Raw genomic sequence first — 17,455 nt, forward strand, 5'->3', positions numbered from 1 at the left:
AAATGACGGATATTTGCGGGAAGGCGAAAAAGCTTGCATCCGGCACAGGATTTGCTTATAATGATAAGTAAAGATAGTGTCACTTATCCGGGGCAGGTCCCCGGAAGAAATGGAGAAAAAACGATATGGAAAAGCGTGTTTTTCTGATCGTCCTCGACAGCTTTGGAATCGGTGCAGAGCCGGATGCCGCCGCCTTTGGCGACGAGGGCACCAACACCCTGGGTGCCATTGCAAAACATCCCAACTTCAACTGCCCCAACCTGCAAAAGATGGGCATGTTCAACATTGATGGTGTGACCGCAGGCGAAAAGACCGCAGCGCCCATCGGCTCCTTTGCCCGCCTGCAGGAGCAGAGCATGGGCAAGGATACCACCATTGGTCACTGGGAGATCGCCGGTGTGGTAAGCCCCAAGCCGCTGCCCACCTTCCCGAACGGCTTCCCGGATGAGCTGATCCACGAGTTTGAGGAAAAGACCGGCCACAAGGTGCTGTGCAACAAGCCTTACTCCGGCACGCAGGTACTGAAGGATTACGGCGAGCAGGCCATGAAAGAAAACGCCCTTATCGTTTACACCAGTGCCGACAGTGTATTTCAGGTGGCCGCCAACGAAGAGCTGGTGCCGGTGCATGAGCTGTACCGCTACTGCGAGATCGCCCGCGAGATGCTCAAGGGCGAGTACGGCGTGGGCCGCGTGATCGCACGCCCCTTCCTGGGCCACACTGCGGATACCTTCTACCGCACCACCAACCGCCACGACCTGAGCCTCAAGCCGCCCCGCGCTACCATGCTGGATCTGCTGAAAGATGCTGGCAGGGATGTGATCGCTGTGGGTAAGATCTTTGACATCTTCGACGGTGAGGGCGTGACCGAAAAGATCAAGACCACTGGCAACACCAATGGCATCGCCTTCACCAAGGCACTGCAGACCCGCGACTTTGAGGGCCTTGCCTTTGTGAATCTGGTGGACTTCGATATGCTCTACGGCCACCGCCGCGATGTAGCAGGCTATGCCGCCGCTGCCACCGAGTTTGACAAGTTCGTGGCCGACTTCATCCCCGGAATGCGGGAGAGCGATCTCCTCATGGTCACCGCTGACCACGGCTGCGACCCGTCCTATACCAAGACCACCGACCACACCCGCGAGTATGTGCCGTACCTGATCTGCGGCAAGGGCGTGAAGCCTGGCGTTGACCTTGGCACCCGTCTGTGCTTTGGCACCATCGCCCAGACCATCTGCGAGTATCTTGATGTGGATGCTTCCTCTCTGGACGGCAAGAGCGTCTGGAACGAGATCAAGGCATAATGATTTTATAGAATGAGAAAGCCGCCTGCATTGGTTCAAGATGCAGGCGGCATTTTTATGCAGTTTATCGGCACGGATTTTCTGGTGAAAAAGCAAAACAGGAAACGACCGCAGTTGTTTCCTGTTTTGCAAATAAAATAATATTTCCGCGATAGAGTCCGGAGCTTGCGCGGAGGACATTTTAAATCGTCAGGCCGCGTCGTTCTGCTGCGAAGCAGCATCCTGAATGGCACCCCAGATGGAGGAAGCCGCATTGTAGATGGACGATGCAGCCTGTTCCACCTCTTCCTGTGTGGGCAGGGAGATGGACGGTGCTTCTCCGGCCGTATCACCGCTGCCGGTCTCGCCCTCGGCGGGGACCTCCGGCTCCTGCGGCTGGGTGTCGGCAGGCTGCTCTGCATCTGCAGGCTGGTCAGCCGGGACGGTCTCTTCCGGCAGGCTGTCGGCGGGCACTTCTTCGGGAACGCTCTCCGCAGGCACCTCCGAAACGGCAGCGTTCGGGTCGGTGGTAGGGGTGAACACATCGGTCTTTTCCGGCTTCTGGGTGGTGTCGGCAACGGTGCCCTCACCGCCCAGCACGGACGCGATCATTTCCCTGGCCTTGCTCACAGAAGCATCATCCGGTTTCATGACGTAGAGCTTCTGTCCCTTGGCAGAGTAGCACTTGGTGCTGCTGGAGCTTGTGCCGGTGACGGTATAGCTTTCAATATCCCACTCGGCAAAGTCGCTCAGCTGCATCCGCACCAGCGCACTGATCTGATCCTGTGAAAAGCTGGTGACGAAGCAGTCGGCTGCGGCATCCATGATCTTGGAAAAGCCCATCAGCAGGGCAGGGGACTTGATCTTGTTCAGCATGGCATCGATCACCTTCATCTGGTTGATGCCGCGCTGGATATCGCCGGATGCAAAGGCGTGACGCTCACGGGCAAAGGCCAGAGCGGCCTTGCCGTCCAGATGGTTCCAGCCCTCCACAAAGGTGGTGGGGTCATAGTAGCCGGGGCTGCCAACAGAAGTGAACGCCTGATCGGAGTAGACATCCACGCCGCCCAGCGCATCGATGATGCTGATGAAGCCCGCAAAGTTGATGCGGATGTAATGGTCCACATTGACGCCGTACAGATTGCCCAGTGTGGCCATGCTGGTTTCCACGCCGTACAGACCGGCGTGAGTCAGTTTATCCTTGCTGTCAGTGCCGGCAAGGTCTACGTAGTAGTCGCGCGGGGTGTTGATCAGGGCCACCCTCTTGGTGACAGGGTTCACGGCAGCAAGGATATTCACGTCGCTGCGGGCATTTTCGGTCAACTCGCCGCGGGTGTCCACGCCGCTGAGGTAGATCACAAACGGCTCCTTGGTGATCTTGTTGGCCTCGGCACCGGTGAGCAGGCCAGAGGTCATGCTGCCCAAGGCAGAAAGGCCCTGCTGGGCCCAGAAGCAGCCCAGCGCCATGGCAGCGCACAGGAACACCGAAAATACCCGGGCCACCTTGCCGGGAACATTGTACTCCTGACAGCGCTTTACCAGCAGCCACAAAAGCGCCAGCAGCGCGGCCAGAATGACCAGATACAGCACCGGCAGCATCTGGGTGCGCCACAGCTGCACCAGTGTCAGAATGCTTAAAATACCTTGTAAGATCAGCAAAATTTTCCCCCACTTGGAAGGTACTGCCACGGCTCCATCCACGGGCGGATGGGCCTTGGGCGGTACGGGTGTGTTGTGGCCGCTGCGCGGCGGCTTCTGGGGAGGCTGGGCCGGAGGCGGTGTGCTGGGCTGTTCCGGCGGCAGCTCGGAAAAAAACGCCGAGCTGTCTACCTCGATGGGCGCAGTATCCTCAGAGCCTTCCTTGCGGCTGATGTGCCGCAGAGAACGGTAATCTTCGTGGGAACGATCGTTTTCATCCATCATTCAAAACCACTCCTTTTTGTCAGGAAACAGGTACAATGGTCAGCACTGCACGGGCCGGAAGGCAGGTGGCGGTCTGATCTTCGTTGGAAAGCCAGCCAAAGCCTTCACAGATGTGATCCGGGCAGGGCGAATCCACGAACCGGGCTGCACCGTCCTTGATCTGGATGTGGACGGTATAGTAACCGGTGTCCACATCATAGGTCTCATCCACGTCCAGCGGCAGGTTCATGGTGGTGTTGTTGTCGCCGTAGATCAGCTCGGCCCGCAGCCCGGAGCCGGAAGCGTGCACGCGGCGCACCACCAGCAGTACAGCGGCAATGGCCAGAATGACCACGGCAAAGAGAAGATCGGTAAGCAGCTTTTTGTTTTTCATGCGTTAATCCTTGATCTGTAATTGTTCCAGCTCAGCCAGCCACAGTGCGGCACAGGCATCGCTGGGCATCCGCCAGTCGCCGCGGGGCGAAAGGGTCACGCTGCCCACCTTGGGGCCGTCGGGCAGGCAGCTGCGCTTGAACTGTTGGGCAAAGAACCGCCAGTAGAAGTTGCGCAGCCACTTGTACAGCACGCTGTCCGGGTACTCCGGCCGGCCTGCGAATGCAGCCTTTGCCAGCCGGAAGATCTTGGCCGGGCCAAAGCCGAAGCGCAGCACCTGATACAGGTAGAAATCGTGCAGCTCGTAGGGTCCCACAAGGTCCTCGGTCTTCTGCGCGATCTCGCCGTCCTTGGCGGGCAGCAGCTCCGGGGAGAAAGGCGTATCCAGAATATCCAGCAGCACCGTGCGCAGAGCATCGGTGGCGGCAATGTCGGCTTCGTAGCGCACAAGGTGGCGCACCAGCGTTTTGGGCACACCGGCGTTCACACCGTACATGCTCATGTGGTCGCCGTTGTAGGTGGCCCAGCCCAACGCCAGCTCCGAAAGGTCGCCGGTGCCCACCACGAGACCGCCGGTGCGGTTGGCGGTATCCATCAGCTCCAGCGTGCGCACGCGGGCCTGACCGTTTTCAAAGGTGACATCCAGCACGCTCTCGTCCTGACCGATGTCCGCAAAATGGCTGTGCACGGTGTTGGCGATATCGATCTCTTTAAAGGAGACCTGCAGCTCATCGCACAGGATCTCTGCGTTGCTGCGGGTGCGCTTCGTGGTGCCAAAGCAGGGCATGGTCACAGCCAGCACATCCCGGGCGGGGCGGCCCAGCTGCTTCATGGCACGCACAGCCACCAGCAGTGCAAGACAGCTGTCCAAGCCGCCGGAAATGCCGATAACGGCGGTCTTTGCGTGGGCGTGTTCCAGCCGCTTTGCAAGGCCGTCCGCCTGCATTTTCAGAATCAGCTCACAGCGCTCGGCGCGGCGCTTGGGGTCGCCGGGCACAAAGGGTGCGGGGTCGATCCAGCGGGTCAGCGTGGTCTCTGTCGGTTCCAGATCGAACTCCACGGTCTGGTAGCCCTCGCCGCTCAGCTCAAAACTGGTGTTGCGGGCACGCTCGGCTTCCATGCGCTGGCAGTCGATCTCGGTCTCGGCACAGCCGCCGTCAAAGGGAGCGTTCTCAGAGAGGATGGTGCCGTTCTCGGCGATCAGGTCGTGGCCGGCGAACACCATGTCCTGCGTGCTCTCACCGTGCCCGGCGGAAGCATACAGGTAGCCGCACAGCAGGCGGGCAGACTGGTTGGACACCAGCGCCCGGCGGTACTCGGCCTTGCCGACGGTCTCATCGCTGGCGGAAAGATTTGCGATCACGGTCGCACCGGCCAGCGCGTGGAAGGTGGAGGGCGGCAGGGCGCTCCACAGATCCTCGCAGATCTCCACACCCAGCACAAAGCTGGGCATCTGGCGGCAGCGGAACAGCAGGGAGGTGCCAAAGGGCACCTGCTGACCACACACCTCCACCAGCTCCACCTCGGTGCTGCCCGGGGTGAACTGGCGCTTCTCGTAGAACTCGCCGTAGTTGGGCAGATAGGTCTTGGGCACAAGACCCAGAATGCGGCCATGGCATAGCACGGCGGCGCAGTTGTACAGCTTGCCGTGCACCAGCAGCGGCAGGCCCACCAGCGTGACAACGTCCAGTGCTTTTGTTTCATCAAGCAGGGTGCTCAGGGCATCCAGTGCACCGGTCTGCAGCGTGCGCTGCAGAAACAGATCGCCGCAGGTATAGCCGGTCAGGCAGAACTCGGGGAACACGGCCAGCTTTACGCCGCGGGCTGCAGCTTTGCGCAAAGCATCCGTGATCTGCCGGACATTATAGGCGCAGTCGGCCACCCGCAGTGCGGGAGAAAGGGCGGCTGCTTTCAAAAAACCATCTTTCATCGGAGGATTTCACATCCTGTCTTTCTTAGTTGACTGCAATTTCCTGCAGTGCACATAGTATACCACAAACAGACCCAAACGGGAAGTAAAAGAACAATGACAAAAACAAAACAGCCGCGCTCTCTCCATCTCGCACTGCCCGACGGAGAAAGCGGGCAAGACAAAAAATAAAAAATCCCACACAAAAATGTGCGGGAATCAAAGACTGAAAAATGGAAAACGAGATAGACCGTAAGCCGGGTTCTGTATTAAACGACGATCTGTCTAGACCTGCCATTGCTGACAGGTTCGTGCCGCCTTCGGGACACGCGAGCAGCGCTGTACGTCCCATATAGGCGTTGCTTCCGGTAGGGTTTACAAAGCCGCATGGTCACCCATGCGCTGGTGAGCTCTTACCTCGCCGTTTCATCCTTACCGCATTGCTGCGGCGGTTTGTTTTCTGTTGCACTTTCCCTAAGGTCACCCTCGGCTGCCGTTAGCAGTTACCGTGCTCTGTGAGGCCCGGACTTTCCTCAGAGCGGTCAAAGCCGCCCCGCCGCCGTATGTTCCACTCGTTTTCCGCTCCTCATGATACCATAAAAAAGCAGGATTTGCAAGTAGAAGCCTTTTTTGATATAATATCTTATATATTTTTATGTTTTTTTGCGCAGGAGGTGGGTGCATATGCGGCTGTTTTTTACGGTGCCCGATACGCCGCAGACCCAAAACGGAGTGCTTCTGCGCAATTTTCTGCGCCAGTGTGCCGTTTCTACCGACCTTGCCCGTGCAGTCAAGTTCCGGGGCAGCGGCTTTTTTGCGGATGGAGAGCCTGTCCTTGCCAACCGCAGGGTGTACCCGGGGCAGACGGTCAGCTTTGAGCTGCCGCCGGAAGGGGAAGGCGTGGCCCCGCAGCCGGAGATCCCGGTAAACGTGGTCTATGAGGATGCCTTTGCAGTGGTGCTGGAAAAGCCGCCGCATCTGGCCGTGCACCCCACCCTGAACTACCCCTACGATACCCTTGCCAACGGGTATGCGGCATGGGCTGCGCAGCAGGGCATCAGCCCGGTGTTCCGCCCGGTGAACCGCATCGATAAGGACACCAGCGGCCTTGTTCTGGCTGCAAAGCACGCCTATGCTGCGCCGCTGCTGGCCCGGAATGTGGAAAAACTCTACTATGCCGTTGTGGAGGGAGAGCTGCCGCTGGGTCCGGGCGTGATCGACGCGCCCATTGGCCGCCAGGCGGAGAGCATCATTGGCCGCTGCGTGACCCCGGACGGCAAGCCCAGCCGCACCGAGTATACCATATTAAAAGCAGAAAACGGCCTGAGCCTTGCCGCCTGTGTGCCGGTAACGGGCCGCACCCATCAGATCCGGGTGCATTTTGCGTCCATCGGCCACCCGCTGGCTGGGGATGACCTTTACGGCGGGAGCCGGGAGCGCATTGGGCGGCAGGCGCTGCACTGTGCAAGGCAGAGCTTCCGGGTGCCGGTGTACACCCCGGTGGAGGGCGGGATCCGGGTGGAATGCCCGGCAAATGGAAATAACTGGAAGACTGCTGCGGCGGAAAGCCCGCTGCCGCAGGATATGAAACAGCTTTTTGGTGAAAAGTAAGTGAAAGAACCGCCCAAATTTTGTGACAATGCTTGTTTCAAAGACGGCAGGGTGTATAATAAAATAAGAATGTTGTGTGCATGAGCCTGCTGGAAAGGGCATGTGCGCCCAAGACCGCCGCCGTCTTATCCCGGCACCGTGTGTGCATTGGCGGCAAGGAAGGAGAAAAACCTTTTGATCGAAGACAAGACAAAGGAGCAGCAGCCCGCTTCACCGGTAAAACCGAAACGCGGCCAGAGGCTGCGCTCCCTTTGGGCACAGCTGCAATGCATGGGGCTTTTGCACCGGCACCGGCTGCGCCGTAAAACCCAGAATCATGTGAATGATTTTGGCAGAAAGCTTGCCCAGAATTCTGCCGTGCCAGTCATCGGGGAGACGCTGTATGCACTGGGCTATTCTACAGAGTATGGATTCGTCCGCGTTGGGCGCGGCCTGCGCAGCGGCTGGCTGTGGCTGTGGCAGGCATTTACGACACTGCTGGCAAATGCTGCGGCAATGGCGTTCCCGGGGGCAGCGCAGATGTTCCGGGACCTGTTCGGCCCGATCTGGCTGTTCTTCCGGGGCTGCGGTTCGCTGCTGGTGCACGCCCAACGGGTGCGGAAAGAAAAAGGCTTTGCCGCAGCCTGCAAAGCCAGCGTACATTATCTGGCCAGCGGCGTGCGCCGCAACCTGAAAACACTGCCGCGCATGGCCATGTATGTGCTGCCGGTGTGCGCACTGGCCGTTATGGTGACCGTGTTCAACCATACCGTCCGCCAGCCTTATGCGCTGGAGGTGCAGGTGAACGGCCAGACCGTCGGCTATGTAGCCAATGAGGATGTGTTCAACTCGGCCCGTGAGGCGGTGCAGGAGCGTATCAACTACGCAGACACCGACCATGCAAAGTGGACCGTGGAGCCTACCTACACCGTTACCGTGGCCCACAAGACCATGGATGAAAACGAGATGGCGGACGCGATCCTGAAGAGCGCCAGCGACGAGATCAGCGAGGGCACGGCCCTGTATCTGGATGGCGAGCTGACCGCAGTGTGCAGCGATGGTGTCAGCCTGCAGAGCTACCTGAGCAGCCTGCTGGAACCCTATGAGGACCCTGAGAACTCCAACGTGACCGTGGGCTTCAACAAGGAAGTCACGCTGGAAAACGGCATCTACTTCAACGACAGCTTTCAGGACGAAGCGGATGTGGAAAAGGAACTTTCCGGTGTGCAGCAGCAGGAAAAGATCTACACAGTGGGCGCAGGCGACACGCTATGGAGCATCGCCCAGAAAAACGACCTCACCTTCCGTGAGCTGTGCGAACTGAATACCAATTTCAAGGGCGCGCCCCTGAACGAGAAATCTAACATTCAGGCCGGTGATGAGCTGATCGTGACCAAGCAGGAAGCTACGCTGGAAGTGCGCATCACCAAGGTGGAAACCTGGCAGGAGGAGATTCCCTATACCACCGAGACCACCACCTCCAACGAGTACACGGTGGGTACCAAGAAAACGGTGCAGAACGGTGTGAACGGCCTGCGTCAGATCACGGCGCAGCGTGTTTATAACACCGATGGCATCCAGCTTTCTCAGAAGATCCTGAGCACGGAAGTGGTGCAGGAGCCTGTCACGGAAAAGATCGTGAAGGGCACCAAAAAGGTGACCAGCAGCACCAGCTACATCACCGGCAGCGGTCAGTTCATTTGGCCGGTGCCCGGCTACCGGAACTGCTCGCGCTGGTACGGCGGCAGCCACAAGGGTGTGGATATCTGTGCGGCTGCCGGTACGCCCATCTACGCATCGGCGGGCGGCACCGTGACCAAGGCCGGCTACAACAAGGCCGGTGCCGGTACGGGTTATGGCTACTCCATCATCATCAGCCACGGCAGCGGCTACACCACGGTGTATGCGCACTGTCTGTCGCTGGCGGTGCACTCTGGTCAGACGGTCAAGCAGGGCCAGCTGATCGGCTATGTGGGCAGCACCGGACGCTCCAGCGGCAACCACTGCCACTTTGAGATCCGCCGCAACGGCAGCTACATCGCGCCGCAGAATGTGTTCAACCGCAGAAAGTATAGGTAAAGGTAAGTTTGCAGAGGGCTTTTTCTCCGGAGAAGGCCCATCTGCTGTATTATGTAACAGAAAAGGAGAGATGATCTTATGTCTACCCCTCACATCAGTGCTGAAAAAGGCGACTTTGCAAAGACCGTCCTGATGCCGGGCGATCCTCTGCGTGCAAAATTCATTGCGGACACCTTCCTCAAGGATGTCCGTCAGGTGACCGGCGTGCGCGGCATGCTGGGCTTTACCGGCACTTACGAGGGCCGTCCCATCAGCGTGATGGGCAGCGGCATGGGCATGCCGTCCATTGGCATTTATTCCTATGAGCTGTTCAAGTTCTACGATGTAGAGAACATCATCCGCATCGGCTCTGCCGGCAGCTATACCGACAAGGCCAAGCTGTTTGACGTGGTGCTGGCCGCCGGTGCTGTGAGTGAAAGCAACTATGCCCGCGTGCAGAGCGGCTTTGAAGGGGACATCACGCTGCCCAGCCAGAGCCTGAACGACAAGCTGCGCGCTTCTGCCGCAAAGCAGGGCATCCCCCTCATCGAGGGAAACATCCACTCTTCGGATGTGTTCTACCGTCAGCCCTCCGATGCAAAGCCCACCTACTGGGAAAAGCTGCGCGACGAGCGCGGCTGCCTGTGCGTGGAGATGGAGAGCTTTGCCCTGTTTGCCAATGCACAGGTGCTGGGCAAGAACGCTGCCTGCCTGCTGACCATTTCCGACAGCTTTGTTTCGCCGGAAATCACCACGGCAGAACAGCGCCAGAAGAGCTTTACCGATATGATGAAGGTAGCACTGGGTGCAGAATACTAAGCGTTAAAAACGCATTTCAGCGCGGTTTGCCTGCAAAAGGGCTTGCCGCGCTGTTTTCGACCCCTGAAAACCAAAAAAGGAGTGACGGATATGACAAACCTGACCCTGGAAGAAAAGAAGGAGCTCATCCGCATGGCACTGGCTGCACGGGAAAAAGCCTATGTGCCCTACAGCGATTTTATGGTGGGCGCTGCCCTGCGCGCCAAGGATGGCCGCATTTTTACCGGCTGCAACGTGGAGAACGCTGCCTTTACCCCCACCAGCTGTGCAGAGCGCACGGCTCTGTTCAAGGCGGTGGCCGAGGGTGTGACCGAGTTCACAGACATTGCTGTGGTGGGCAGCCGCCGCGGCGAGGTGAACGAGCAGATCACTTCTCCCTGCGGGGTGTGCCGCCAGGCTCTGTTTGAATTCGGCGGGCCGGAACTGAACGTTATCATGGCAAAGACACCGGAAGACTTTATCGAGCGCAGCATGGACGAACTGCTGCCCTTCGGTTTTGGCCCCTCCAATGTGGCGGGCAACCGTGCCGTGAAGTGACGGGATAAAAACGCAGAGGTGCACTGCAGGACAATAAAGTGACGGCAATACGTGCATTGTGTGCCAAAGCACAGAGAACGCACGGAACTACGGCAAATTTGTGCATAAATACTACTTTTGATAAAAACTTACAAAATTATTGTAAAGATTTTGTAATCGGAATTCGCTTGCATCTGACACGGCTTGCCGTTATACTTGAGCCAGTAAATGTGCAGTTCTGCGCATTTTATTTGTTTGACGCAATTTTATTAAAAATAAAAGGAGAGTTTGATTATGATGATTTCTCGTCGTAATTTCCTGGCTGTGGCTGGTGCCGCTGCCGCTGCCGCTGCTCTGACCGCTTGCGGCGGTTCTTCCGCTTCTTCTACCAGCACCGCTTCTTCCGCTGCTGCTTCTACTGCTTCCTCTGCTGCTGAGGGCGGTGAGAAGATCGTCAAGGTCGCTCTGACCTGCGATACCGGCACGATCGATGATGAGAGCTTCAACCAGGCATGCTGGACTGCTGTTTCCGGCTACATGGGCGATGACTGCCAGTACTACATTCCCGAGGCTGACGCTTCCGATGAGGACCGCGAGACCATGATCCGTCAGGCTGTCAACGACGGCGCTGATGTGATCGTCTGTGTCGGCTACCTGTACGGCGCTTCTCTGGCATGGGCTGCTGACCAGTATCCCGATGTCAAGTTCATCGCCATCGATGTGACTCAGGGCGATATCGGCACCGACGCTATCCCTGCTAACTGCTACTGCATCACCTTCAAGGAGGAGCAGGCAGGCTATCTGGCAGGCTACGCCATCGCAAAGGACGGCAAGACCAAGCTGGGCTTCCTGGGCGGCATGGCTGTTCCCGCTGTTATCCGTTACGGCTACGGCTTCGTGCAGGGCGCTGACGCTGCTGCTGCTGAGCTGGGTCAGAACATCGAGATCAACTACTTCTATGGCGGCCAGTTCTACGGCGATGCAAACATCACCTCCCGTATGGAGGGCTGGTACTCCAACGGCACTCAGGTCGTCTTTGCCTGCGGCGGCGGCATCTACACCTCCGCTGTTGAGGCTGCTCTGAAGAACAACGGCTACGTCATCGGCGTTGACGTTGACCAGAACTACATCGGTGCAAACGGCGTTGCAGATGGCACCTACGCTTATAACCCGTTCATCACCTCTGCTATGAAGGGCCTGTCCGAGGCTGTCAACACTGCTCTGGCTGATATCGATGCCGGCAGCTGGGACGACATCGCAGGTTCCAATGGCAACTTCGGTCTGGAGGACGGCGATTATATCGGCCTGCCCACCGATGCAGACAGCTGGAACTTCGAGTCCTTCACCACCGACGAGTACGAGGAAGTCAAGGGCAAGATCAAGAGCGGCGAGATCACTGTTGATAACAGCTCCGACGACGCTACCAAGCCCACCGTCAGCGAGTTCACCACTGTCAACTACATCCAGTAAGCTGTTGTCCGGCAGGCCTGCCTGCGGACGATCGATAGTTCTTTTCAAAGCGGGGCATCCTGTAACGGGGTGTCCCGCTTTTTTCTGTCTTCTATTGGCGTAATGCGGGAAAAATGCAGCGTACTCTTCGTGAAAAGAGTACAAAAGTAATACTATTATCTGTGCTTTCTGCCAAAAAGCAAAAAAGACATGTGCAAATTGCCGCAAATCAGGTATAATGGAACTTAAAGAAGTATCGGTGTCGAAACGACACGAAAGGAGAGTGAGCAGATTGGCAGAGGATTTTGTGATCGAAATGCTCCACATTACCAAGGAGTTCCCTGGAATCAAGGCAAACGACGATATCACCCTGCAGCTGCGCAAAGGCGAGGTACATGCCCTGCTGGGCGAGAACGGCGCCGGCAAAAGTACGCTGATGAGCGTGCTGTTTGGCCTGTACCAGCCGGAAGCTGGTCAGATCCGCAAAAACGGCAAGGAGGTTGTCATCCGCAACCCCAATGATGCAAACGCACTGGGCATCGGCATGGTGCACCAGCACTTCAAGCTGGTGGAATGCTTCAGCGTGCTGGACAACATCATTCTGGGGGTGGAACCCAACAAGATGGGCTTTTTGCAGAAGGCCGAGGCACGCAAAAAGGTGATGGCCCTGAGCGAAAAGTACGGCCTGCGCGTGGACCCGGATGCACTGATCAGCGATATCTCTGTTGGTATGCAGCAGCGCGTTGAGATCCTGAAGATGCTGTACCGCGACAACGAGATCCTGATCTTCGACGAGCCTACCGCAGTGCTGACCCCGCAGGAGATCGACGAACTGATGGAGATCATGCGCGGGTTCAAGAAGGAAGGCAAGTCCATCCTGTTCATCACCCACAAGCTCAACGAGATCATGGCGGTGGCAGACCGCTGCACCGTTCTGCGCAAGGGCAAGTATATGGGCACCGTGGACATCAAGGACACCACCAAGGAAGAGCTTTCCCGCATGATGGTTGGCCGTGATGTGCAGCTGCAGGTGGACAAAAAGCCCGCAGACCCCGGCAGGGTGGTGCTGGATGTGGAAAACGTTACCATGCACAGCGCCCAGCACAAGAAGGACGCAGTCCGGGATGTCTCTTTTCAGGTGCACGCCGGTGAGATCGTCTGTCTTGCCGGTATCGAGGGCAACGGTCAGACCGAGTTCGTCTACGGCCTGACCGGTCTGGAAAAGATCAGCAGCGGCAAGATCACACTGGACGGCAAGGACATCACCAACGAGTCCATCCGTCAGCGCTCCAAGGACGGCATGAGCCATATCCCGGAGGACCGCCACAAGCACGGCCTTGTGCTGGATTACAGCCTGGAAAACAACATGGTGCTGCAGCGCTACTGGCAGCCCGAGTTCCAGAAGGGCGGCTTTATCCGCAGCGATAAGGTGCGCGAATACTCCGATAAGCTCATTGCCCAGTACGATGTGCGCAGCGGTCAGGGCAGCCTGACCACCGTGCGCAGCATGTCCGGCGGCAACCAGCAGAAGGCCATCATTGCCCGTGAGATCGATAAGGACCCGAAGCTCTTGGTGGCAGTCCAGCCAACCCGCGGTCTGGACGTTGGTGCAATTGAATACATCCACCGTCAGATCGTGGCCGAGCGCGATAAGGGTACGGCCGTGCTGCTGGTCAGTCTGGAGCTGGACGAGGTGATGAACCTGTCCGACCGCATCCTTGTGATGTACGAGGGCGAGGTTGTGGGCGAATTTGACCCCAAGACCACCACCGTGCAGGAGCTGGGCCTGTATATGGCAGGCGCACGCAAGCAGGGAAAGGAGAGCAAATAACACATGAACAAGAAAAAACTTTCCCACAGCAGTCTGAACAGCTCCATCACCAGTGTGCTGGCTGCTCTGCTGTGCATCCTGATCGGCCTTGTGGTCGGTTTTCTGGTGCTGCTGGCCATCAACCCGGCCCACGCATGGGGCGACGGCTTTGTGCGCATCCTGAAGGGCGGCTTCCATGACGCACCCTACGGTGTCGGCAAGGAGTTGGCAAATGCGGCTCCCCTCATTATGACCGGTCTGTCCGTGGCCTTTGCCTTCAAGACCGGCCTGTTCAACATCGGTGCGGCGGGTCAGTACACGCTGGGCGCTTACGGCGCTCTGTACTGCGCCATCATGCTCAAGCTGCCGTGGTTCGTCTGTCTGATCGCAGCCACCATTCTGGGCGGCATCTGGGGTGCGATCCCCGGCTTCTTCAAGGCCTACTTCAACATCAACGAAGTCATTACCTCCATCATGTTCAACTGGATCGGCCTGTATCTGGTCAATGAGCTCATTTACCAGAACGGCACCGGTCCCATGTACGATGTGCGCAACACCCGTACCATCAACATCAGCAAGAACGCCGATTACGCTCAGTCCATCATCCCGGATTTCGGCCTGAACAAGCTGTTCCAGACCAACAGCACCACCATTGCCATCTTCCTGGCGGCAGCAGTGGCAGTTCTGATCTGGGTGGTGCTGAACAAGACCACCTTCGGCTACGAGCTCAAGGCTGTGGGCCTGAACAAGAGCGCTGCCCGCTACGCCGGCATCAACGAGAAGAAGAACATCATCCTCTCCATGGCCATTGCCGGTGCGCTGGCCGGTTTTGGTGCGGGCCTGTACTATCTGTCCAATGTGTCCCAGTGGAACCCGCTGAACTCCACCAGCCTGCCGACAATGGGCTTCAACGGCATTTCCGTTGCACTGCTGGCAAGCTCCAACCCCATTGGCACCATTTTCTCGGCAATCTTCATTTCCCATATCTCGGTGGGCGGCTCCTTCCTTTCCACCAAGTATTACCCCACTGAGATCTCGGACCTGATCAGCGGTATCATCATCTACCTGTGTGCATTCTCCATGCTGTTCCGCGGCAAGATCCACGCACTGCTGTTCAAGAATGCCGATAAAACCAATGTGAACGCAGAGCCTGCTGCTCCTGCAAAATCTGCAACCGAAAAGGAGGGCAAGTGATATGCTGCTTCTGATCAAATATACGCTGCTGTATGGCATCGTTCTGATGCTGGTGGCACTGGGCGGTATGTTCAGTGAGCACTCCGGCATCATCAACATTGCACTGGAAGGCATCATGGTCATTGGCGGTGTGGCGGGTGTTCTCACCCTGACCATGTTGCCTGCCGAAATGCCGGTCTTCCTCGTGGTGCTGATCTCTGTTCTGGTGGCGGCACTGGCCGGTATGGTGTACAGTCTGCTGCTGGCCTTTGCCTCCATCAACCTGAAGGCGGATCAGACTATCGGCGGCACGGCCCTGAACCTGCTGGCCACGGCCATCGCGGTGGTCCTTGCCAAGAATTTCAGCGAGAGCGGCAGTGCAAAGCTGAACTACACCAACAGGCCCTTCCTGTTCAGCATCGGCGGGCTGGAGCTGAGCATTTTTGTGCCGCTGGGCATCATTCTGCTGATCATCAGCTATGTAGTGCTGTACAAGACCCGCTTTGGCCTGCGCCTGCGTGCCTGCGGCGAGCATCCGCAGGCAGCGGACTCTGTGGGCATCAATGTCTACAAGATGCGCTATGCCGGTGTTGTCATTTCCGGTGCACTGGGCGCGATCGGCGGTATGGCCTACATTGTGCCCCCGGTGCAGACCTGGAACTTTGAGGTGGGCGTGGCCGGCGCAGGCTTCCTTGCCATGGCTGTTATGATCTTTGGCCAGTGGAAGCCCTTCAACATCTTTGGCGCAGCCATGTTCTTTGCTGTGTTCAAGAGTCTGGCAAACATTGCAGACTCCACCTTCCTGGCACAGCTGCACTGGTCCAGCAACATCTACAACATGATGCCGTTCGTGGCGTCCATGATCATTCTTGCGTTTACCTCCAAGAACAGCATGGCACCCAAGGCAGAGGGCATCCCCTACGACAAGGGATCCCGCTAAAACGACGATTTGTGTTCCCAAAACAAGGGCGCAGCTGCTTTTTCGGGCGGCTGCGCCCTTTTTGGCTTAAAATTGGGCAAAGTTTACAGAATGATACTTGCTTTTGTTTGGAATTTTGCTATACTATATCTTACAATGTCGTACTATTGAAAAAACGAGGAGCGTGATACGATGCGCGTTTATGATCTGATCGCAAAAAAGCGTGATGGCGGTACGCACAGCCGTGAGGAGCTGGAGCAGATCGTCAATGGCTATGTCAGCGGAGAAGTGACTGATTACCAGATGGCTGCATGGATGATGGCTGTCTATCTGCGCGGCATGACCGATGAGGAGACCGCAGAGCTGACCGATGTGATGGCTCACAGCGGTGTGATGGTGGATCTTTCGCCCATTCCGGGCATCAAGGTGGACAAGCACTCCACCGGCGGCGTAGGTGACAAGACCACGCTGGTCATTGCCCCCATCGTGGCGGCCTGCGGCGTGAAGATCGCCAAGATGAGCGGCCGGGGCCTTGGCCATACCGGCGGCACCATCGATAAGATGGAGAGCGTGCCCGGCACCAGAACCGCCCTCTCACAGGAGGAGTTCTTTGCGCAGGTGAACAGGATCGGCCTGTCGGTCATTGGCCAGAGCGAGGGCATTGCCATTGCCGACAAAAAGATGTACGCCCTGCGGGATGTGACCGCGACCGTCAGCTGCATCCCACTCATCGCATCCAGCATCATGTCCAAGAAACTGGCTTCCGGCTCGGATGCCATCCTGCTGGATGTGACCACCGGCACCGGAGCTTTTATGAAAACGGTAGACCAGAGCATTGAGCTGGCCAAGCTGATGGTATCCATTGGCACCCATCACGGCCGCCGGGTGGCTGCCATGATCACCGATATGGATACCCCGCTGGGCCATAACATTGGCAACAGTCTGGAAGTCATGGAAAGCATGGATGTGCTCAAGGGCCATGGCCCCGCCGACCTGACCGAGGTCTGCCTGCAGCTGGCGGCGAACATGCTGGTGCTGGCCGATAAGGGCACTCCTGCCGAGTGCCGCGCCATGGCCGAGACGGCGATCGCCGATGGCTCTGCCTTTGCTAAGTGCAAGGAGATGTTTGCGGCGCAGGGCGGCGATACCCGCGTGCTGGACGATTACAGCCTGTTTGAGCAGCCCGCGGCAAGCTTTGAGCTGCTGGCAGAGCAAGACGGTTACATTGTGGCGAACGATGCCGAGAAGATCGGCTCTGCCAGCGTGCTGCTGGGTGCGGGCCGACAGAAAAAGGGCGACCCACTGGATTTTGCCGCCGGCATCACCCTGCATAAAAAGCGCGGCGACTACGTAAAGAAGGGCGAGAGTCTGGCTACCTTCTACGGCGCAGCCGATAAGTTTGAAGCTGCCGCCGCCGAGTACCGCAGCGGCCTTGGATACGGCCCTGAGAAGCCGGAGGAAGCCCCGCTGGTGTATGCCCTTGTAACGAAGGACGGCGTGGCGCGCTATTAAATGAAATAAAAGCTTCCGGGACGGTATCTCCCGGGGCTTTTTTGCGTCATTTGGCAGGTTTTTGTTGCATAATGTGGAAAACAGTGGAACTTTGGCAGGAGATATGGTATACTATGATGGAT

Annotated in this window: 13 protein-coding genes and 1 other RNA gene; 10 read left to right on the top strand and 4 right to left on the bottom strand. The window is 57.7% G+C overall.

The features are described from left to right. Nucleotides 1-125 precede the first annotated feature (125 nt). Complete coding sequence (locus GKG34_RS00640; RefSeq protein WP_005940039.1) at nt 126-1,304, top strand: phosphopentomutase; 1,179 nt, start codon at nt 126-128, stop codon at nt 1,302-1,304. Nucleotides 1,305-1,493: 189 nt separating this feature from the next. On the opposite strand, the gene GKG34_RS00645 is transcribed toward GKG34_RS00640, so the two are convergent. The 4 genes from GKG34_RS00645 to rnpB all read right to left on the bottom strand — a co-directional run bounded on the left by GKG34_RS00645 (nt 1,494) and on the right by rnpB (nt 6,062). After that, nucleotides 1,494-3,206 (bottom strand): LCP family protein, encoded by a 1,713-nt coding sequence (locus GKG34_RS00645; protein WP_005940045.1) that lies wholly within the window; start codon nt 3,204-3,206, stop codon nt 1,494-1,496. A 19-nt stretch (nt 3,207-3,225) separates the two neighbouring features. Further along, complete coding sequence (locus GKG34_RS00650) at nt 3,226-3,579, bottom strand: NusG domain II-containing protein (RefSeq protein WP_154255363.1); 354 nt, start codon at nt 3,577-3,579, stop codon at nt 3,226-3,228. A 3-nt stretch (nt 3,580-3,582) separates the two neighbouring features. Then, a complete protein-coding gene (locus GKG34_RS00655) occupies nt 3,583-5,508 on the bottom strand; it encodes an NAD(+) synthase (protein WP_154255364.1) in 1,926 nt (641 codons plus the stop codon). A 216-nt stretch (nt 5,509-5,724) separates the two neighbouring features. Then, nucleotides 5,725-6,062, bottom strand: an RNA gene (rnpB, locus tag GKG34_RS00660) — RNase P RNA component class A. 109 nt (nt 6,063-6,171) lie between these two features. Here rnpB and GKG34_RS00665 point away from each other — a divergent pair. The 9 genes from GKG34_RS00665 (at nt 6,172) to GKG34_RS00705 (ending at nt 17,333) form a co-directional block, all read left to right on the top strand. Then, nucleotides 6,172-7,098 carry an RluA family pseudouridine synthase gene (locus GKG34_RS00665; protein ID WP_154255365.1) on the top strand — a complete coding sequence of 309 codons (927 nt, stop codon included), beginning with the start codon at nt 6,172-6,174 and terminating at the stop codon, nt 7,096-7,098. A 174-nt stretch (nt 7,099-7,272) separates the two neighbouring features. Next, on the top strand, nt 7,273-9,156 hold the full coding sequence (locus tag GKG34_RS00670; RefSeq protein ID WP_243139181.1) for a M23 family metallopeptidase: 1,884 nt from the start codon (nt 7,273-7,275) through the stop codon (nt 9,154-9,156). Between the two features lie 78 nt (nt 9,157-9,234). Further along, nucleotides 9,235-9,954: a purine-nucleoside phosphorylase gene (gene deoD / locus GKG34_RS00675; protein ID WP_005940061.1), complete on the top strand. Its 720-nt coding sequence runs from the start codon at nt 9,235-9,237 to the stop codon at nt 9,952-9,954. Nucleotides 9,955-10,044: 90 nt separating this feature from the next. Continuing rightward, nucleotides 10,045-10,491, top strand: coding sequence for a cytidine deaminase (locus GKG34_RS00680; RefSeq protein WP_005940064.1), 447 nt, complete (start codon nt 10,045-10,047; stop codon nt 10,489-10,491). Between the two features lie 273 nt (nt 10,492-10,764). After that, nucleotides 10,765-11,940 (top strand): BMP family ABC transporter substrate-binding protein, encoded by a 1,176-nt coding sequence (locus GKG34_RS00685; protein ID WP_005940071.1) that lies wholly within the window; start codon nt 10,765-10,767, stop codon nt 11,938-11,940. 295 nt (nt 11,941-12,235) lie between these two features. After that, nucleotides 12,236-13,750 (top strand): ABC transporter ATP-binding protein, encoded by a 1,515-nt coding sequence (locus GKG34_RS00690; protein ID WP_097782087.1) that lies wholly within the window; start codon nt 12,236-12,238, stop codon nt 13,748-13,750. Nucleotides 13,751-13,753: 3 nt separating this feature from the next. Next, entirely contained in the window at nt 13,754-14,923 is a 1,170-nt protein-coding gene (locus GKG34_RS00695; protein ID WP_005940077.1) for an ABC transporter permease, read from the top strand. Between the two features lies 1 nt (nt 14,924). After that, nucleotides 14,925-15,842, top strand: a complete 918-nt coding sequence (locus GKG34_RS00700; RefSeq protein WP_154255366.1) for an ABC transporter permease — start codon at nt 14,925-14,927, stop codon at nt 15,840-15,842. Nucleotides 15,843-16,013: 171 nt separating this feature from the next. Continuing rightward, nucleotides 16,014-17,333, top strand: a complete 1,320-nt coding sequence (locus GKG34_RS00705; RefSeq protein WP_154255367.1) for a thymidine phosphorylase — start codon at nt 16,014-16,016, stop codon at nt 17,331-17,333. The last annotated feature ends 122 nt before the right edge of the window (nt 17,334-17,455 follow it).

Source organism: Faecalibacterium sp. BIOML-A4, assembly GCF_009679665.1.
Lineage (GTDB): Bacteria > Bacillota > Clostridia > Oscillospirales > Ruminococcaceae > Faecalibacterium > Faecalibacterium taiwanense.